The sequence below is a fragment of the Pedobacter hiemivivus genome (genome assembly GCF_004331685.1).
Taxonomy (GTDB): Bacteria; Bacteroidota; Bacteroidia; order Sphingobacteriales; family Sphingobacteriaceae; genus Pedobacter; species Pedobacter hiemivivus.
In genome coordinates, this window is sequence record NZ_SJSM01000026.1 from 26,369 (window position 1) to 44,900 (window position 18,532).

At 39.3% G+C, this 18,532-nt stretch carries 17 protein-coding genes; 4 read left to right on the plus strand and 13 right to left on the minus strand.

Features of this window, described 5'->3' with window-relative positions:
- Positions 1-2 precede the first annotated feature (2 nt).
- A complete protein-coding gene (locus tag EZ444_RS23575; protein ID WP_131611996.1) occupies positions 3-1,559 on the minus strand; it encodes a glycoside hydrolase family 10 protein in 1,557 nt (518 codons plus the stop codon).
- Between the two features lie 177 nt (positions 1,560-1,736).
- Here EZ444_RS23575 and EZ444_RS23580 point away from each other — a divergent pair, with 177 nt between their 5' ends.
- On the plus strand, positions 1,737-2,645 hold the full coding sequence (locus tag EZ444_RS23580) for a hypothetical protein (protein ID WP_131611998.1): 909 nt from the start codon (positions 1,737-1,739) through the stop codon (positions 2,643-2,645).
- On the opposite strand, the gene EZ444_RS23585 is transcribed toward EZ444_RS23580, so the two are convergent.
- The 4 genes from EZ444_RS23585 to EZ444_RS23600 are packed head-to-tail and all read right to left on the minus strand — an operon-like array spanning position 2,637 to position 8,355.
- A complete protein-coding gene (locus EZ444_RS23585) occupies positions 2,637-6,359 on the minus strand; it encodes a sensor histidine kinase (protein WP_225874829.1) in 3,723 nt (1,240 codons plus the stop codon). The two genes, EZ444_RS23580 and EZ444_RS23585, sit on opposite strands and share 9 nt — an antisense overlap.
- A 35-nt stretch (positions 6,360-6,394) precedes the next feature.
- Positions 6,395-7,273, minus strand: coding sequence for an ACP S-malonyltransferase (fabD, locus tag EZ444_RS23590; protein WP_131612000.1), 879 nt, complete (start codon positions 7,271-7,273; stop codon positions 6,395-6,397).
- A 26-nt stretch (positions 7,274-7,299) separates the two neighbouring features.
- Positions 7,300-7,932 carry a GTP cyclohydrolase I FolE gene (gene folE, locus EZ444_RS23595; protein WP_131612002.1) on the minus strand — a complete coding sequence of 211 codons (633 nt, stop codon included), beginning with the start codon at positions 7,930-7,932 and terminating at the stop codon, positions 7,300-7,302.
- A gap of 9 nt (positions 7,933-7,941) precedes the next feature.
- Positions 7,942-8,355 (minus strand): 6-pyruvoyl trahydropterin synthase family protein, encoded by a 414-nt coding sequence (locus EZ444_RS23600; RefSeq protein ID WP_131612004.1) that lies wholly within the window; start codon positions 8,353-8,355, stop codon positions 7,942-7,944.
- Between the two features lie 72 nt (positions 8,356-8,427).
- Between EZ444_RS23600 and mqnB the strand changes: the two genes are divergently transcribed.
- Both mqnB and EZ444_RS23610 read left to right on the plus strand, forming a co-directional pair.
- Entirely contained in the window at positions 8,428-9,060 is a 633-nt protein-coding gene (gene mqnB, locus EZ444_RS23605; RefSeq protein ID WP_131612006.1) for a futalosine hydrolase, read from the plus strand.
- A 34-nt stretch (positions 9,061-9,094) separates the two neighbouring features.
- Positions 9,095-9,940: a menaquinone biosynthesis family protein gene (locus EZ444_RS23610; RefSeq protein ID WP_131612008.1), complete on the plus strand. Its 846-nt coding sequence runs from the start codon at positions 9,095-9,097 to the stop codon at positions 9,938-9,940.
- Here EZ444_RS23610 and EZ444_RS23615 read toward each other — a convergent pair.
- The 7 genes from EZ444_RS23615 to EZ444_RS23645 form a co-directional block, all read right to left on the minus strand.
- Complete coding sequence (locus tag EZ444_RS23615) at positions 9,937-10,314, minus strand: hypothetical protein (protein ID WP_131612010.1); 378 nt, start codon at positions 10,312-10,314, stop codon at positions 9,937-9,939. The two genes, EZ444_RS23610 and EZ444_RS23615, sit on opposite strands and share 4 nt — an antisense overlap.
- A 4-nt stretch (positions 10,315-10,318) precedes the next feature.
- Positions 10,319-11,554, minus strand: coding sequence for an ABC transporter permease (locus EZ444_RS23620; RefSeq protein ID WP_131612012.1), 1,236 nt, complete (start codon positions 11,552-11,554; stop codon positions 10,319-10,321).
- A gap of 17 nt (positions 11,555-11,571) precedes the next feature.
- Positions 11,572-12,210, minus strand: a complete 639-nt coding sequence (locus tag EZ444_RS23625) for an MBL fold metallo-hydrolase (RefSeq protein WP_131612014.1) — start codon at positions 12,208-12,210, stop codon at positions 11,572-11,574.
- Between the two features lie 10 nt (positions 12,211-12,220).
- Positions 12,221-12,805, minus strand: coding sequence for a gliding motility lipoprotein GldD (gene gldD / locus EZ444_RS23630; protein ID WP_131612016.1), 585 nt, complete (start codon positions 12,803-12,805; stop codon positions 12,221-12,223).
- Position 12,806: 1 nt separating this feature from the next.
- Positions 12,807-13,550: a shikimate dehydrogenase family protein gene (locus EZ444_RS23635; RefSeq protein ID WP_131612018.1), complete on the minus strand. Its 744-nt coding sequence runs from the start codon at positions 13,548-13,550 to the stop codon at positions 12,807-12,809.
- Between the two features lie 26 nt (positions 13,551-13,576).
- Positions 13,577-14,344, minus strand: coding sequence for a phosphosulfolactate synthase (locus tag EZ444_RS23640; RefSeq protein ID WP_131612020.1), 768 nt, complete (start codon positions 14,342-14,344; stop codon positions 13,577-13,579).
- 65 nt (positions 14,345-14,409) lie between these two features.
- Positions 14,410-15,813 (minus strand): tetratricopeptide repeat protein, encoded by a 1,404-nt coding sequence (locus EZ444_RS23645; protein WP_131612022.1) that lies wholly within the window; start codon positions 15,811-15,813, stop codon positions 14,410-14,412.
- Positions 15,814-16,097: 284 nt separating this feature from the next.
- Here EZ444_RS23645 and amaB point away from each other — a divergent pair, with 284 nt between their 5' ends.
- Positions 16,098-17,636 carry an L-piperidine-6-carboxylate dehydrogenase gene (gene amaB / locus EZ444_RS23650; protein ID WP_131612023.1) on the plus strand — a complete coding sequence of 513 codons (1,539 nt, stop codon included), beginning with the start codon at positions 16,098-16,100 and terminating at the stop codon, positions 17,634-17,636.
- Positions 17,637-17,881: 245 nt separating this feature from the next.
- Here amaB and EZ444_RS23655 read toward each other — a convergent pair whose 3' ends face one another.
- Positions 17,882-18,514, minus strand: coding sequence for a GIN domain-containing protein (locus tag EZ444_RS23655; RefSeq protein WP_131612025.1), 633 nt, complete (start codon positions 18,512-18,514; stop codon positions 17,882-17,884).
- Between the last annotated feature and the right edge of the window lie 18 nt (positions 18,515-18,532).

Consider the following 18,532-nt stretch of genomic DNA (forward strand, 5'->3'; position numbering starts at 1 on the left):
CCTTATTCAGCACTAGCAAGCTCCTTTGTCTGAATTCCTACGGGTCCACTCGGCTCACTTTCATTCTTTAACCGATCCAATGCCGTGACCAGGTAATTATAACGCTTTCCCTTTTCTACATTGGTATCTATAAACTTAGTAAAGTCTTCGAACCTAATCCTGATGATGTTCTTTGCATCCAGCACATCAATCTTTTCTCCTTCATTAAATCGATAGATTACATAACCGGAAGCCGTTTCGCCATCTGCTGCTTTTAATGGTTTTTCCCAGCTTAAGTGAACGCCATCGACATGTGCTTCAGCAATGAGATTGAGCGGTTGATTAGGAACCACATCATCCAACCATGGCATTTGTGGTGGCAGGGCCGGATATTTATAGAAGTTATTCTTAAGAGAATCGCCAAAAGCCCGTCCAACAGTAGAGAAAGACTTAGAACTAAAGAATACGCTTCCCTGTATCAGGTTACTCTTTCGGATATGTCTGATTTGGTTAGGAATCTGATTAGATAAAGCCCAGGCAGCTTCCTTCTTTGTCGTTCCGTTGTGGATCAAATAAGGGCCCTGTCCGATGTATAAATGCCTGCCATAGGTATTATTCGTCCACCAGTCTACAATGGTCGCAAAAGGCGCTGCCTTACGCGTAAAACTAAAATATACCTGTGGATTAATATAGTCTACCCAACCTTCTTTAATCCATTTGCGGGAATCCGCGTACAGTTCAGAATAATTAGACAGGCCATTGGTTGCAGATCCGAGGCTATCCTCAGAAAGATTTTTCCAGATCCCAAAAGGGCTTACGCCAAACTTCACATACTTTTTATAATGATGGATACTATCATCGAGCTGTTTGATCAGCAAATCAACATTGTTCCGGCGCCAATCGCTCACATTCGTAAAGCCATTCGGGTATTTGTTAAAAGTTGTGGCATCATTTATCGTTTGACCAGCTATTTTATATGGATAGAAGTAATCGTCGAAATGAATCCCATCCACATCATATCCCTTTACCACATCCAAAATCACTTGAACAATATATTCCCTTACTTCGGGTATTCCTGGATCGAATTGTTTTTTACCGCCATACACGAAAAACAAATCGGGACGTTTTCGTGTCATATGATCAGCACTAACCACCGTGTTGGCACTCATGGTTGCCCGGTAAGGATTAAACCAGGCATGGAGCTCCATTCCCCTAAAATGAGCTTCTTTGATGGCAAACTCCAATGGGTCGTAACCCGGAGCTGGTGCTACGCCCTGTTTACCCATTAGCCATTGACTCCAGGGCTCTCTTGATTTAGCATAAAATGCATCCGCAGCAGGACGTACCTGCAACATAATCGCATTCATACCATTTGCTTTATGCTGCTCCAACAGCCCAATTAGCTCCTGTTTTTGCTGGTCAACGCTAAGTCCAGGCTTAGATGGCCAATCAATATTAGCAACAGTTGCAACCCACACCCCTCTAAACTCTCTTTTTGGAGCAATTTTTGATGGGGTTTGCGCTATTAGGGAAATGGGGATTATAACTGATAATAGTGCATAAATTAGTATTTTAAACATCTTTTGTAATTAGTGGTGATTAAAATTGGTTTCATTTTGTTGTGTTCAGTAGACAGTATTCGCTCTGAATCTAGCAATTAAACGATTTTTTTCCAGCTCTCATACAAATTGAGTGTTTTTTTACCTAATCCTGCATTTTATGGCCTTCCCTCTTTAACAGCTTATTTGAATAAAAAAATGTCAAACCAAAATGATACTGTCAATAGAGGTGACCGCAACAAAATTTATTTTTTGATTGTAGTTATTGCGGCTTTACTTGGCACTAACCTTTATCTATATATTAAAGATGAACAGCAAAACGGACGTTTTGTGTCCATTAATACCGAAAAAGACCGGCTACAACTAGAGGTCGAGAAAATTGAAGTGGAATTAGATAAAGCGAACGAGCTCAATTTAGTGCTGACTGGGAAGCTTCAGGAAGAGCAGCAATCAGCCAGGCAAAAGATAGCGGAGTTGAAGCTCTCTCTCCAAAAAGGCACCTTAACTCAGGCGAATTTAACCGCAGCCCAAAAAGAAGTTCGCGAACTAAGGCAATTTGTGAGCACCCACAACGAACAGATTCTTCGTCTGGAACAAGAAAACTTATTCTTAAAAACACAGCGAGATAGCTTAAAACAGTCCGTTAGTACGGAAAGGTTTAAGACAAACGAATTGGAGAAAAAGAATGCCGAACTGAATGCAAAAGTCAAAACAAGTGCGGCTTTAAAGGCAAACAATGTTCTGATTACAGCTTATAAGGTTAAAAGTAGTGGTAAAAACGTAGAAGTAACCCGAGCAAGCACCGCTAAAAAACTAAGCGTAAAATTCACTATCGTTCCTAATCAGCTTGCGGAGAAAAACAACCATACAGTTTACCTTCGCATTTTTGATCCTGTGGGTAACCTGATTGCCAATGAGCGCAACATGTTTGAAGCTGATGGGCAGGAAATGCAATACACCTCATCTACTTCCATAGCCTACTCTGGTGATGATACGGCTTACGTGATGGACTGGATTAATCCTAATCCCTTTATCAAGGGAGACTATTCCATCATTTTATACACAGATGGCTTTACCATGGGTAAGGCTTCCATTACCTTAAGATAAGGGAAAGCTAAGGTAAAATGTAGTACCTAAATCGGTTACAGATTTAAAACTAACCGTCCCACCAGCATTTTCTACAGCTTGTTTAACAAACGCCAATCCTAATCCGGTTCCGGATGATTTAGTTGTGAAATTCGGCACAAATATCTTATCCTGCAGATAAGTATCTATTCCTTTTCCATTGTCCTCTACTTCTATAAATACATTCGATTCATCTTGAACAATACGAATCTTGATGACACATTTATGGTTTACATTACCAGCCTCAATTCCATTTTTTAGCAGATTATTAAAGGTTCGAAGCAATTGGTCTTTGTCGCCCAACACAACCAGCTCTGTAGTCGAATGATTAAAGATATAAATCTCGGCATCCTCCGTATTTGTAAAAACGTTCCTCGCCTGCTCAATGATCGGTAATAGCACCAGTTTTTCCAGCTTAGTATCAGGCATTTTTGCGAAATTTGAAAACTCCGAGGCTATGGTCGACAGGCTATCTATTTGCTCAATAAATGATTTATTAAACCTTTCAAACTTCTTTTCAAAATTAGGATCTTTCTCTTTCCATGATTTTTCGAGCAACTGAACACCTAATTTCAAGGGGGTCAGTGGGTTTTTAATCTCATGAGCAACCTGTTTAGCCATCTCTCTCCAAGCACTCTCCCGCTCTGAGCGTGCCAGCTTGGCGGCGCTCTCTTCCAGGGCAGCAATCATCTTATTGTACTCTTTTATTAAAGAGCCGATCTCATCATGTCGCGACCATTGAATAGGTTGATTCTTTTGCCCCAGCTTGGTTTTCCGGATACTGTCCTGTATAAATGTAAGCGGACTGGTAATTTGGTTGGCCAAAAAAACAGCAAGGATACCTATGGCCACAAATACCAGCGCATAAATATTAATCAGCGTATTGATAAAAAGGCCAATTTTACTTTGATAATCCGCTTCATTCCCATAATACGGCAATCCAATATAAGCGATCGTTTTATTCTCTGCGTTTCTTATCGGCGCATATGCTGATGCATACTTAAAATCACCAATCTGCTCTGAAGGATTAATATATTCTGATACTTGCTGTAATTTAAGATAGATGTAAGCCGTAGCCTCCATCTTTTTACCAATAATCCCGAAGTCGTATATTTTTGGCAAGGAGGTAAAGCGAACATTCCCATTGATGTCAAAAAGATTCAAGTAGGCCGCATTAACGTTAGCAAATTGATTAAAGTCAGCTTCAGTTTGATCGTTCGCATCAGGAATGGCACCAGCACTAAAAACCACTTTTTCGTAAGCAAGCTGAACTTTCCGGATCTTTTCTTTTATTAGCGTTTCCTGTTGTTTGCGGTACTCATCACGAATATAAAAATAAGTCGTCCAGCCTACGATCAATAAAGTAGCCACCACAGATAGTACAATGGAGAACTGAATCCGGGTTTTGTAAAGAATCTTATTGGCATTAATCATTAACGACCGGTTGATGTTAAACCAACCACCCCAGGTTTCATCTATGTTTTTGATGAGCCAGATCAAAGCATAAAGCGTAACCGAAAAAATAATAAAAACAAGGAAGAAAAATGACAGCGTAGCTAGCCTTACGACATAGGAAACGCGTTCCTTACTAATCACAATCATCTTGGAGCTGGCTGGCATATACACTAAATGGGTATAACCAAGCGTATCGCGAATAACTTCGCCCTTCCCAACCTCTCCTTTAAACCCTGCGTTGGACAGTTTATAGGTAAATTTACCTGACTGGTTGATTAGCTTGCCCGAGTTGTAAAAAGCAAAAGAGTAACTGGTATAATCTTCCTCCCCTTTCACCTTGCCATCTACCAATATCTCTGGAAGCTGACTGTTATAGTTGTACTGTGGGGATTTAAGATCTATCACCAATGTCCCCAACCTGTGGTTATCGACAAATATTGGTATGATCCCAAAATAATTCTGGTAGCCAAAAGTATAGTTTAACCTGTAGAAGGACTGCGATTCGGGCACCTTAACAGATCCCGACTTTACTAAATCTTTATAATAACTGAGCGGAACGCCATCTTTATTCGATATCGCAGAATCCTGTCGGTTATATTCATACAAATTGTACTCGTACTGTGTAAGGTATCCGCCTAGTAATATTTTATTAACATGTTTCTCCAAATCAAAGGTCCCATCTAAAATCGGCCTTTTAAAATACTCGGCAATAAATGCATCTGTAGAAACGGCCTTTTCCAGATTCTCAATAGAACTGATTATTTTTGGATCATCAGCATAACCCAATTTTTTAGCGATGTTGTAGCGCTTACTTTTATCCTTCTCATCAGTAAATCTCAAATATTTAATTGAGGTTATGAAAGCTAAACAGAAAAATAAGGCCGCAAATATCCCTATAGAGAACTTATCCCTTCTGATATAGACATTCCAGCCCATAATAAAAATGAATAGTGCATACGCGATAAAAAATATGCTAAATCCATTTTCTATTCTGTAGATGAGGTAGGCAAAAAAAGCGGCAAGGAATAAAATTAAACGTTCCTTGTTGGTTACGTTGAGCTGCAATGTTTGCTGCATGCCAATGTTTCCAACCAGATAAACATTAAACCATACCAGGCATAGAATGAAAATGCTGATCCAGCTAATCCAGCCCAGGTTAACGATATTGGTGATATTGAAATTTATCTTCGAATTCATGATCAAGCCATGAAACACCTGATCAAACAAAAATGCCAGCCCTGAGAAAGCGACCAAAAGGATCAAATGCAAGATTATACCTCCTGTCTTACTTGTAGCCAGCCAATCCGGAACTTTATATTTATCCCGATAAGTGTAAACGAACAAGACTACCCAGGTAATAGCAATTACATTAAGTAAAAAATCACCTAGAGAGGGAAGGAAAAAACTCTCACCAAATATAGCTGGACTAAAGATCTGCAAGTTGAATTGGTGATTAAACCAGCCATATTCAAGGTCTGTAATCCTAACTACCAAAAAAAAGACCGCCAGCAATAACGTTCCGCTTAGTAAATGTCCTCTTCTAACCAACCAGGCGCAAAAAGAGTTTAAAAACAGACAAAAGCTGAAAAGCCCTACCACCCATAACCAGACTTCTATAGTTCCGTAAATGCTCTTAGATGCCTCTTGTTTTAATTTAACTTCAAACAAGGGCTCTCCTTTTAGATTTTTTATCCCATATACTTCTGGATCAGAATAAGTTGCCAGTAACAAGGAATTAGAAGGAGAAAGGTATTTTGAGATGATATTTTCGAGGAAATTATTTTGAATATCAAACTGACTCTTTACTTCAATTAGAAAAATAAGGATATAATCCCCCGAAGTCTTCTTGATCAGCTCATAAAAGCCATTTCGGAGTTTAACAAAAGAAGAACCCTCTTTAGCCGTCTTTGGATCAGTAGGAAATACATTGAATGAACTCCAGAATTTAAGGTCTCGATTTTTATACACCAATAAGCTAAGCCCCTTATCGGAATAGCTTTTGATAAAATCTGCGCTGGCACGTTCGTTCTGATCAAACTGTTTAGCCCGCTCCACTTGAAGGGAATCCGAAAGGAAACTGTAAATGGTTTGCTCTTTGGCTTTCAGGTTTTCCTGAAGCTGATGGGCATCGTACTTGAGCAGATCCCTTTTGGTGATCGAGTGTTTTAAGGATAAAGCTGTAACAATACAACAAGCGCCCAGTATTAATAAAAGAAATCTAATTTTACCTCTTATACTCACGCTTGTTATATTATTTAATGATTCTTCATCTTTCACTAAGCTGAAGCAGAACTGGTCTGCACGGCTCTATTTACTTTTTTAACTAGTCCCTGTAATACATTTCCCGGGCCAACTTCCACAAATTCATCAGCACCATCAGCAAGCATACGCTCAACTGTCTGTGTCCACTTCACTGCGCCTGTTAATTGTGTAATTAGGTTATTTTTTATTTTTTGAGGATCAACGTTTGGAACCGGATCTACATTCTGATAAATAGGACATACTGGAGGAAGTACAGTTACTTTTTCTATTGCTTCCTGAAGTTCCAGACGTGCAGGCTCCATTAATGGCGAATGGAAAGCTCCACCAACATTAAGTTTCAGTGCGCGCTTTGCTCCAGCCTCAGTTAATTTTTGACAGGCAATATCTACACCTTCAATACTTCCGGAAATAACGATCTGTCCCGGGCAGTTATAATTAGCCGCTACAACTATTTCAGGAATCTCTTTACATACGTTTTCAACGATTTCATCTGCTAATCCAAGGATTGCAGCCATTGTTGAAGGCTCTAATTCACAAGCTTTCTGCATCGCATTTGCACGAGTGATTACCAATCTCAGTCCATCTTCGAAAGATAGTGCATTAGCTGCAACAAGGGCCGAGAACTCGCCTAATGAATGTCCAGCTACCATATCCGGCTTAAAAGCATCACCTAAGGTTTTAGCAAGAATTACGGAATGAAGGAATATCGCAGGTTGAGTAACTTTAGTTTGCTTCAACTCTTCGTCACTACCAGAGAACATGATATCGCTAATGCGGAAACCGATGATTTCATTGGCTTGCTCAAATAACGCTTTTGCAACTTCGTTTTCGTAAAGTTCTTTACCCATGCCCGAAAACTGAGCGCCCTGGCCTGGAAATATATATGCTTTCATTTGTTTTATGTTTGTTTTAAACTCTGCTAATGCAGATTAGCTGTAATTAATCTTAAAAACTCGGCTCTTGTCTTATCTTTTGCAAATTCGCCCGTAAAAGCTGATGTGGTGGTTACAGAATTTTGTTTCTGTATCCCTCTCATTGCCATACATAGGTGTTTACATTCAATAACAACGGCAACACCAGCAGGCATTAAAGTATCTTGTATACAGTCTCTGATTTCGTTTGTTAAACGCTCTTGTACCTGTAACCTCCTTGCAAACGCATCAACAATACGAGGGATTTTGCTTAAACCAACGATATGGCCATTTGGAATATAGGCAATATGGGCTTTCCCAAAAAATGGAAGCATGTGATGCTCGCACATAGAGAAAACCTCTATATCCTTAACCACTACCATTTGACTATAATCCTCTCTAAACATTGCTGAGCGCAATATTTCTGCCGGATTAAGGTCATAACCATGGGTAAGAAACTGTAAGGCCTTAGCCACACGCTCAGGCGTTTTCACTAGACCTTCGCGGCTTGGATCTTCACCCAATTGACCCAAAATATCTTTATAATGATCTGCTACTGCAGCAATTTTATCTTCGTTATAGCGGTCAATTTTAATATACCCGCTATCCTCTTCCTCCTCGAAACGTTGTATGTTGTCCATTATGTACAGTTATTGACCGAAGTATTCAACAAAGTTGTTTTCAGTCTCGTAAATTTTTATGCTATGTAACTGCGCGCCCGATTCGGCGATCAGGTCGGCCAATTGTTCCCAGATGGCAATAGCCAGATTTTCTGTTGAAGCCAATTTGCCCTTCATAAAATCAACGTCAAGGTTCAAGTTTCTATGATCAATTTTATCAACGACATAAGTGTTGGTGATATCTTTCAGCCATTTCAGGTCTACCAAAAAACCTGTTTCCGGATTAATTTCTCCTTTAACGGTTACATACAATTGGTAGTTATGACCATGCCAGTTTGGATTGGCACATTTGCCATAAACTTCAGTATTTTTATCGTCAGTCCAATCTGGTCTGGATAATTTATGCGCTGCGTTAAATGATGCTTTTCTGGTTATATAAATCATTATCTGTTATATTATCGACAAATATACGCAGAAAGCTTAAAGTAGAAAGGTTAAATATCTAACTTAGCTAGCATGAAGATTCTTTTGGTTGCCGCAACAAGGGCTGAGATCGCTTTATTAGCCACACACTTCCATTTACCGGATCAGGATTTTGTGCGCACGAAAGACTTTGACATTTTGCTTACAGGTGTTGGCATGACTGCTACGGCTTTTGCCCTGGGCAAGCACCTATCCAACCATTACAAACTGGTTCTAAATCTCGGTATTGCCGGCGCTTTTGATCGCAACATCCCTTTAGGAACTGTGGTAAATGTAACCACAGATGAGTTTTCCGAACTAGGCGCCGAAAATGGAGCTGATTTTTTGACTATTGACGAATTGGGTTTTGGCAAAGCCAGATATAGCGCCATAAACAATTTGCTACACGATGGTGTAGAAAAGCTACAAAAAGCGCATGGCATAACCGTAAACAAGGTCCACGGAGAGGAGAATAGCATCCTTAAAGTAATAAAGCAAAGTAACCCTGCAGTGGAAAGTATGGAAGGTGCTGCTGTGATTTACGCTTGCGAAAAAGAATCTTTACCCGTCCTTCAGATCCGCAGCATATCCAATTATGTTGAACCTCGGAATAAGGAAAAATGGCAGATTGGTCTGGCTATAAAGAACCTTAACGAATGGGCCATTGGATTTTTGACAAATACATAACCATTGCTTTTCGCATAGTCCTTACCTTTACAAGATGAAACTTAGTCTTGGCTTTTCTCCCTGTCCTAATGACACCTTCATTTTCGATGCCCTGATCCATCATAAAATCGATACTGAAGGTTTAGAATTTGAAGTTTTTTTTGACGATGTGGAAACACTAAATCAAAAAGCACTGAGGGGGGAGTTGGACATCACAAAACTTAGTTTTCACGCTTTCGCTTATGTCCATGAGCAATATGCACTGCTAGATGCAGGTAGTGCCCTTGGTTTTGGTGTAGGTCCACTACTCATTTGCCATGATGAAAACATAGTTGCCCAGCGGGAACAATTAAATCCCAAATATAAAGTCGGCATCCCAGGTAAATATACCACTGCGAATTTCTTGTTGGGAATTGCATTCCCCCATTTGACAAATAAACAGGAAATGGTTTTCTCAGACATAGAAACTTCTTTATTGGAAGATAAAATTGATCTGGGCTTAATTATCCACGAAAACCGATTTACCTATACTGAAAAAGGGCTGCATAAAATCGTCGATCTGGGCAATTACTGGGAGCAACTCACAGGATGCGCCATTCCTTTAGGCGGGATTGTCATCAACAGAGCCCTAGATCAGACAACCAAAGAAAAGGTAAACAGATTGATTAAAAAATCGGTAGAGTTTGCCTTCGCCAACCCAAAATCAGGCCTGGATTTCATCAAGCAACATGCGCAGGAAATGAGTGAAGAAGTAATGTACAAACACATCGAACTCTATGTCAATAAATATAGCATCGAACTGGGCGAAGAGGGACGAAAAGCCATCGATGTGTTGTTTAAAATGGCTCAGGAAAGAGATTTGATTACCCCCATTAAACAAAACATCTACCTGATCCCTTAGTTACAAGGGCCATCAGGTATCTCTTTTGTAATCTTAAGCAATTTGGTCACCACCAATGTCGAATCATAATCAGCAGACATATTCAGGCTGTCTGATTTTATGGTGTGGCACTCCACCTCTACATATACCGGCTCGTAAGGTTTTTCGAAACCAAGGTTGTTATAAGCCAGTTCAAGCGTTTTTGCGCTATCGGCAACCCAGTATTCATTCCCGTCTTCACAATCTGTGAATGACTTTATTTCTGGGCCGTAACTATACAACCCCTTCATCGTACGTGTGACATTCTCTTGAACCTCGCCAGGCTTAGGATTACAAGCAGCAATCGCAACAACAATTGCTATTAATAAAAATAGTGGACGCTTAAATATATTCATGATTTTAAAGATCTTGATTTAAATGATTTACCTTCTTGACACTCAAGTTAGATGACAAAGCTGATGCCATAAAAGAAAAAACAGTTACTGTTATAAATACTAGCAAAAAATCTTTCCATTTTAAAGCAACAGGGTAAGCACTGGTAATAATCAAATTGTCTTGAGACATTTTTACTAGGCCCAACTTCTGCTGCAACAGACAAAAGATTAAGCCTACAATTAAACCGGAGATGCAGCCGGCCATGGTAATCATCATTCCTTCAAATAGGAAAATACGTTTGATTAAGGTCTTTCCCGCCCCTAAACTACTAAGAATGGCAATATCCTTTAGTTTATCAATGACAAGCATGGTTAAAGAGCCTATGATGTTAAATATAGCAATGATTAATATAAAGGTCAGGATGATATATACTGCCCATTTTTCGCTCCCTAAAATATTATACAGCACTGTATTTTGTTGTATTCTATTTTTTACCTCGAAGTCTTTTCCAATCTGATCTTCAATGCGGGCTTTAAATTCATCTGGCTCGATTCCTTGTTGCAAATTAATTTCAATAGAGGAGATCTTTACTGGTTCTTCGAGTAGCTTTCGCGCAAACCTTAAGGGTACAATAGCCACATTATCGAAATCTTGTTGGACTTCAAAAACACCGGAAACGGGGATAGAAAGAATGGTAAAGTCATCAGCAGGGTTAATTGAGCCGCTTTGATTGCTTTTCTTTTTGGGAGAAAACACCTGAAGTGGATTAAATGGATCAGTGGTATTTACCATTAGATAAGTCTGAATTGCCGAACCTATAACCGCATAATTCAAGCTTTTGTTTTCTAATTTAAACACCCCATCAACCGCAATGCTATCCAGGCTCTTATTTTTTAAATAATCCGGGCTCACGCCTTTAACCAAGCCTACCGATTGCTTGTCATTATACCTTAACAGCGCATTTTCTGACAGTACTTCGGTATAAGAATAAATCTCCTTTTTCTTTTTTAGTTCATTAAAATATGCCGTATTCGGATCGAACGTTTTGCCTCGAACGGGTGAAATAACAAGCTCTGGCGTAATGGTATTGAACATTTTTAACACCACTTGCTCAAAGCCATTAAACACGGACAATATAATGATCAAAGCAGCGCTACCCACAAAAACACCAGCTGCCGAAATTGCAGAGATGATGTTGATGGCATTGGTAGATTTTTTTGCAAAAAGATACCTGCGTGCTATGTAAAATGGTGTATTCAATACTTATGAACTAATACTTATTGCAAAAATGGATTGTGTAATTTTTCAAAACCTATAGTTGTAGATTGACCATGTCCTGGGTAAACCTTGCAATCATCTGGCAATATAAACAAGTTATTTTTGATACTATTGATTAATTGTGAATGGTTCCCTCCAGGAAGGTCTGTACGGCCAATACTGGAGTAAAATAATACATCACCACCAATTAAAAAGTTATCCGCCGCAGCATAGAAACATAAATGCGCCGGTGAATGCCCAGGTGCAAAGATGAGTTCTAATTGGCTATTGCCAAATTTCACTATCCCTGTTTCCTCCAAAAACACTTCTGGTTCAGGCGAAAGTTCATAGTGTAAGCCCATCTGAGGTACATAACCTGGAATAGCTTGCAACACATATAGCTCGCCTTTATGAAATTGAGGCTTTAATCCCCAATTGTCGAAAACAAACTTATTACCAAATACATGATCATAATGACAATGCGTATTTAGTAAAAGTACAGGCTTAAGTTTCTGCTCTTTAATAAAGTTCACCACTGCATTTTGCTCTTCTGCATCGTACATTCCCGGATCTATGATTACACATTCGCCGGTCTCATCAAACAGAACATATGTGTTTTCCCTTACAGGGTTAAAGGTGAATTGTTTAATACTTATCATTATTTTATTATTAATTTTTCCATTTGAATGTACTGATCATACGATCAATATCTTTTTTAATAAAGTTAACTACCGGCTGAATCGAATCGTACTGAGGTCGCTCATTAAAATACAAAGCTCCTCTAAAGTAATGCTTCACACTGTCTGTTAAAAAGAACTGCACCGAAGATGCGGTATTTCCTTCAATGGCATAATAAACACCATAAACCTTTTTTTCAGGGTAATTAATTAGCTTTTGATCAATGGCATTTGCTTTCACAGTATGTTTAAAAGCAAATGTGCGGGCATCCTCTACTAAATTTTCATACTCCTTTTTTGAAGAGATATCATAATAGGTTAAATGCAACCGACCATTAAATTGAGGAAAACTAACATTGTACCAGCATGGCTGGGTGTCGGTACTGCTATCGGCAACCAGCGTTGCATATTTTGGATAATCAAATGAAAAGGGACAATCCTTATCGTAGTTCTGATAAGCCTTAGCTGGAAAATCTATCTTAAAATATCCTCTTGGCTTAGGGGTATAGCTATTGCTGTTACAGGCAGAAAGCGCCAATAAGCAAGCGAACATGAGGATAAAAGAATAGTTTCTCATTTTATAAATTCCAAATCTCCCAGGAACGTATCGCCTGGAGATGCAACATTTCAAGTCCGTTTTTTGTTTTTCCACCTCTTTCCCTTACCTCTTTTAAAAAGATAGTCTCTGCAGGATTATAAACCAAATCGTATGCAACATGTTTCTCAGTTAAACAAGCATAAGGAATATCGGGGTAAGTATTTGCATTGGGCGACATTCCCAGAGGCGTAGTATTGATCAGTACAGTGTGTTCCTGAAGTAGCTTTTCATCAACTGCATCATACAGAATACAGCCTTCAGCGGGCTTCCTGGTGACAACCAGAAAGGAAATATTCAATTTATTTAATACGTACTTTACAGCTTTTGCAGCTCCCCCATCACCAAATATCAATGCTTTTTGATGATAAGGTTCCAGTAAAGGCTTTAGCGACTCTTCGAAACCATAGGCATCTGTATTGTAGCCCTTAAGCCACTGCCCATCCTCAGTTCTTTTTATGGAAATGCAGTTTACAGCTCCTATTTCAGTTGATGCTTCATCCATTTCATTTAAAAATGGCAATACCTGAACCTTATAAGGAATAGTTACATTGATACCACAAAGCGCCCTATCTTCAGTAATCAGGTTAGAAAAGAGTCCAATTTCGGGTATAGGGTACAGCTCATATTCGCAATCCGCGATTTGTTCTTCCCTAAATTTATCCCCAAAAAACTTCTTCGAAAAAGAATGTGATAAAGGGTAACCTATTAAACCAAATTTTCTCATTTATAGCTTTAGACGGGTTTAAGGAACTATTTTCCCAGGTTCAAAAAATGATCAAAGGTATCACCTCTCAGTCCAAGGCGTATAGTTTCCAAAGGGATAACTTCTGCAGGTGCAATATTACCAATATTTACATTGGCGCCCAGCAATTTGATAAACCAAACTTGTTGTTCCTTTTGCGGAGCTTCCCAGATAATTGTTTCTTCAGGTATTTGGGTTAAAATCTCATCTACCAAACCTTCACGAACTTCTCCTGAGCCTCTGTAAATACCAACATTTCCACCCTCTCTTGCTTCAGCAATAACCTTCCATGATCCGGCCTCAATCTCTGCATTCATCAATTTAATCCATTTATATGGCGCAAATATTTTGGTTGCATCTTTAGAGCCTACTTCAGAAATTACGGTAACCTGCTGAGCTAATTTTTGAATAAATTCGCATTTTAAATCATGCTCAATTGTAATAGAGCCATCCGAAACCTCGGCATACTCCATACCAAACTGATCCAACACACGACGATAGTCATCAAACTGGTCGCGTATCACAAAAGCTTCAAAAAGTGTTCCGCCAAAATAGGTTGGGATTCCGGCATCTCTATAGATCTGAAGTTTCTCTTTTAAATTAGGGGTAACAAAGGAAGTAGCCCATCCAAGCTTCACAATATCAGTATGCGTTCCGGCAACCTCTATAAAATCTTCTGTCTGTCTTAAGCTTAATCCCTTATCCATAACCATTGTAATTCCTTTATTACGTGGTTTAACAGGACGCTCGGGTATGTTATTCAATTGGTAATTCATATAGGTCACAAAGGTGAAAAAAAATAGACAGTTTTTATCAATACTATCTAATAAAAGGCACAGTACTATTTAATATACCTATTGATAACTTCGATAATTGAGCTGTTATCTTGCAATTGCGGCAAGTACTCAAATAAAATATAGTGCTTTTCAGGGTCAGTAACCAAGGCCGTTTCAAGATACACAAGCGCTTCATTCTTTTTCCCAAGGGCAAACAAATAAGCCACCATACGGTAATACAACTCGGCAGCATCAGGATTGTTTTTTATGGCATCTAAAATCGTTTCAGATGCTTCCAGCAACTTACCTTGCTCATACAATACGGTCGAAAAATCCAACCATGCCTCTACATCTACCGGATTATACTCAAGTACTTTATGGTAGGCTGCAACGGATTCATCTATCTGTCCGAGTTTGTAATGCGCATCTGCCATAGCAAACCAGAAATCTGGGTTTTCACCATCCAGCTCAAGGGCCTTTCTATAAAAATGCAAGGACTCAAAATAACGCTCCTCAAAGTTAAGTGTAACGCCTATTCCAAACCATGCATCAGCCATCTTAGGATCCATTTTCACAGATTTCTTATAGTATGACCTGGCTTCGTCCATCTTTTCTAACTTCTCATAGCACTCCCCAATGGCACAATAGGTATCGGCATTAGGTGGTTCGTATTCAAAAGTTTGTATATAAACTTCAATGGCCTCCGTATAACGATCCAACTGAACCAGGGCATTGCCCTTGTTGTAATAGGCAGAAGCAAAGTTGTCTTTTATTAAGATAGCGTAATCGTAAGCATCAATGGCTTTCTCAAACAGATCCAGTTTATGAAAAGAGTTGGCAAGGTTATACCATGCCGCATAAGAATATGGGTCGTTATCAATATATTCTTGATAAAACTTGATACTCTCTTCCTGTTTATCCAAAATATCGTAACAAAAAGCCAGTTCGTACAAACCGTCTTTGTTTTCCATATTTTGCTCTAAGCTTTGTTTAATGTATACAATTGCGCTTTCATAGTCCAGCATATTCTGATAGACATAAGCAATCTGCAAAAGAATTTCATCCGTTGATTCTGCAAAGCCTAGTGCGATCTGAAAGTTCTCCAGTGCTTCCGAGTATCTTTCGAGGCTGTTGTAGATGTTTCCTCTTAAAATATAGATCTCTGCTTCCGAAGCTTCCAGCATTTCAGCTTTCTGCAAGGATAAAAATGCGCGTTCCGTTTGATCTGTTATAAACAGCAACTGTGCTTGTTTAACTAAAAAAACCGCAGCATATGGATGTTGATTTACTGCATACTCTATCACCTGCAACGCCTTTACTGGATCGCTCTTCTCAATATAGTAATCAATAATATTTTCAAAAGCCTGGGCATCAAAAAAATACTGATCCTGATTGCGTATCATCTCCTCGTAACGCTCAACTGATCGTTGGGCATCATCACTAAAATCAAAGTAAAATTCCTCTTCCATGTATCGAATAATTAAAGAACAGATCCCTTTTTGTTAAATACATCATAAGTTTACAACTATTATAGTTGGGATAAGCGAAATAATTTTCAACATACACACAACCTAACAGTTAACTGACTGATTATATTAATCATGCGAGTGGTCTCTGATCAGTATTATTTTACAAAAGAACGCAACATTATCTGAAATCAGGTAAAATTCAAGTCACGAAACTCATTTAGAGGTTCTCCTTACCAACCTTCCATTATTTTTTTTGTTGATTTGTATACCTAACCATTTATGTCATGCAAAATAATATCAGTACCGTTTTAAAAAATTTAGGCGTTCTTGATCTAAATCCGGCCTTTAGCACGGGCAGCAATTGGGGCGCTTCGGCAAACGCAAAAACGATAGATAGTCTTTCTCCTGTTGATGGAAAAAAGATCGCTAGTGTACAATTAGCTACCGCTGAAGATTATGAAGCTGTAGTAAAAAAGGCTGAAGAAGCATTTATTTTCTGGCGTAGCTTACCGGCTCCAAAAAGGGGTGACATCGTGCGTCAATTTGGTGATGCATTGCGCTTGCACAAAGAAGATCTTGGCACATTGGTATCTTATGAGATGGGGAAAAGTTTGCAGGAAGGCTTTGGTGAGGTACAGGAGATGATTGATATCTGCGATTTTGCCGTTGGTCTTTCGCGTCAGCTTTATGGATTAACGATGCACTCCGAACGACCGAATCACCGAATGTACGAGCAATGGCACCCTATGGGAATCGTAGGCATCATATCTGCATTTAATTTTCCTGTTGCCGTATGGAGCTGGAATACGGCTCTGGCTTGGGTATGTGGTAATGTTTGCATCTGGAAACCTTCTTCAAAAACGCCATTATGTGGGGTTGCCTGTCAGCATATTATTGCAACAGTACTTAAAAACAACGATATGCCTGAAGGCATCAGTAACTTGCTAATTGGAAATGCGGTTGGCGACCTAATCAACAACGACAAACGTATCCCTTTGGTTTCTTTTACTGGCTCTACCCGTATTGGCCGTGTGGTTTCATCAGCAGTAGCGGGCAGATTTGGAAGAAGCATTCTCGAGTTGGGCGGTAACAATGCCATTATCATCTCTAAAGATGCGGATATAGATATGTCCATCATTGGAGCCGTTTTCGGAGCGGTGGGTACAGCGGGTCAACGTTGTACATCTACCAGACGATTGATTATCCACGAAGATATTTACGAAGACTTTAAAAATAAATTGACTAAAGCATACGGGCAATTACGCATTGGCGATCCACTGGATCAGCACAATCATGTAGGCCCACTCATTGATACCGCAGCGGTAGATATGTATACGCATGCGATCGAAAAAGGTAAAAAAGAAGGTGCTAAATTTATAGTAGAAGGCGGCGTATTGAACGGCAATCCATACCAATCGGGTTTTTATGTAAAACCTTGTGTAGCAGAAGTAGAAAACCATTACGAGATTGTTCAGGAAGAAACCTTTGCGCCTATCCTCTATCTCATCAAATATAAGACACTCGATCAGGCCATTTCCTTACAAAATGGCGTTCCTCAAGGCTTATCATCTGCAATCATGACCTTAAACCTACGCGAAGCAGAACAGTTTTTATCTGTAGCAGGTTCTGATTGCGGAATTGCGAATGTAAATATCGGAACATCAGGAGCCGAAATTGGTGGTGCATTTGGTGGTGAGAAAGAAACTGGTGGTGGTAGGGAAAGTGGCTCGGATGCTTGGAAAGCTTATATGCGCCGACAAACCAATACCATCAATTACTCAAATACTTTACCATTGGCTCAGGGGATTAAATTCGATCTTTAGTACAGTGATCAAGTCGCCACCTTACAACCAGTCGTCATCCTGTAGCCGATTGTAGCCGATCGTCATGCTGAATTTATTTCAGCATCTCTCAAGAGAAAGGCGGCCCAGCGAGTGCGAGATACTGAAATAAATTCAGCATGACGATCGCGTTAGCCTAACCAAAGCTAACCCAGCATGCATATACAAGAATGGCCAGAGAATATAAGTTCTCTGGCCATTCTTGTATAATGGTTTCTGTGTCCGTCTTATTTCGTTTTATTACCAGCAAGCACTGTATCTCTTGGAATCTCGGTTGAATACTCTGTTGCTAAAACCTGACCATCGGCTGCAGTAACTGTGGTTTTTAATGCTGCAAATTTATCCATTTTTAATTTAGCAATGCTTCCTTTAGTTACCGTGTGATCTTTTGAAGTTCCTTTTAAACGAAGTGAAGAGTTGTCCTTTACGACAGTATATAAGCTCGCGATATCACCATTTACATAAGCGCTGGCTTTATCTTTTAAAAATACCTGAAGCACTTTGGAAGTAAATTTACCCCTGGTATTTACGATTGCTTTTTGGCAGGCGTCAATCCGTTGTAAATCTTTCACATAAACAACAATGTCGATCATCTCCTTCTCTGTTGTTGTAATATACAACTTGTCGGCTTTTTGAATGATAGTAGTAGTTTCCTTGTTGTAGTTCTCAGGCATCATTACATGTGGCTTGTTAGACTGGATCAATACAACTCTTGCGTTCCCTGAAACGATCACTTTATTAAAGTCTACCGATGTTGCAAGATTAATACTTTTTTCAGTTGCTGATGAACTGAAAGTTGATGTGGCTAAAACGATTAATGTTAAAGCTGAGGCGAATAATGTTTTTGCTAAAGTTTTCATATTTTTTAGTTTTTAAGT

What these genes read in the sequence shown, in the direction of transcription:
- EZ444_RS23610 (WP_131612008.1), top strand. Translation starts at nt 9,095, where the DNA reads ATGAAACTTAGTCTTGGCTTTTCTCCCTGTCCTAATGACACCTTCATT.
- gldD (WP_131612016.1), bottom strand. Translation starts at nt 12,805, where the DNA reads ATGAGAAACTATTCTTTTATCCTCATGTTCGCTTGCTTATTGGCGCTT.
- folE (WP_131612002.1), bottom strand. Translation starts at nt 7,932, where the DNA reads ATGGACAACATACAACGTTTCGAGGAGGAAGAGGATAGCGGGTATATT.
- fabD (WP_131612000.1), bottom strand. Translation starts at nt 7,273, where the DNA reads ATGAAAGCATATATATTTCCAGGCCAGGGCGCTCAGTTTTCGGGCATG.
- EZ444_RS23615 (WP_131612010.1), bottom strand. Translation starts at nt 10,314, where the DNA reads ATGAATATATTTAAGCGTCCACTATTTTTATTAATAGCAATTGTTGTT.
- EZ444_RS23635 (WP_131612018.1), bottom strand. Translation starts at nt 13,550, where the DNA reads ATGAGAAAATTTGGTTTAATAGGTTACCCTTTATCACATTCTTTTTCG.
- EZ444_RS23655 (WP_131612025.1), bottom strand. Translation starts at nt 18,514, where the DNA reads ATGAAAACTTTAGCAAAAACATTATTCGCCTCAGCTTTAACATTAATC.
- mqnB (WP_131612006.1), top strand. Translation starts at nt 8,428, where the DNA reads ATGAAGATTCTTTTGGTTGCCGCAACAAGGGCTGAGATCGCTTTATTA.
- EZ444_RS23575 (WP_131611996.1), bottom strand. Translation starts at nt 1,559, where the DNA reads ATGTTTAAAATACTAATTTATGCACTATTATCAGTTATAATCCCCATT.
- EZ444_RS23600 (WP_131612004.1), bottom strand. Translation starts at nt 8,355, where the DNA reads ATGATTTATATAACCAGAAAAGCATCATTTAACGCAGCGCATAAATTA.
- EZ444_RS23645 (WP_131612022.1), bottom strand. Translation starts at nt 15,813, where the DNA reads ATGGAAGAGGAATTTTACTTTGATTTTAGTGATGATGCCCAACGATCA.
- amaB (WP_131612023.1), top strand. Translation starts at nt 16,098, where the DNA reads ATGCAAAATAATATCAGTACCGTTTTAAAAAATTTAGGCGTTCTTGAT.
- EZ444_RS23640 (WP_131612020.1), bottom strand. Translation starts at nt 14,344, where the DNA reads ATGAATTACCAATTGAATAACATACCCGAGCGTCCTGTTAAACCACGT.
- EZ444_RS23625 (WP_131612014.1), bottom strand. Translation starts at nt 12,210, where the DNA reads ATGATAAGTATTAAACAATTCACCTTTAACCCTGTAAGGGAAAACACA.
- EZ444_RS23580 (WP_131611998.1), top strand. Translation starts at nt 1,737, where the DNA reads ATGTCAAACCAAAATGATACTGTCAATAGAGGTGACCGCAACAAAATT.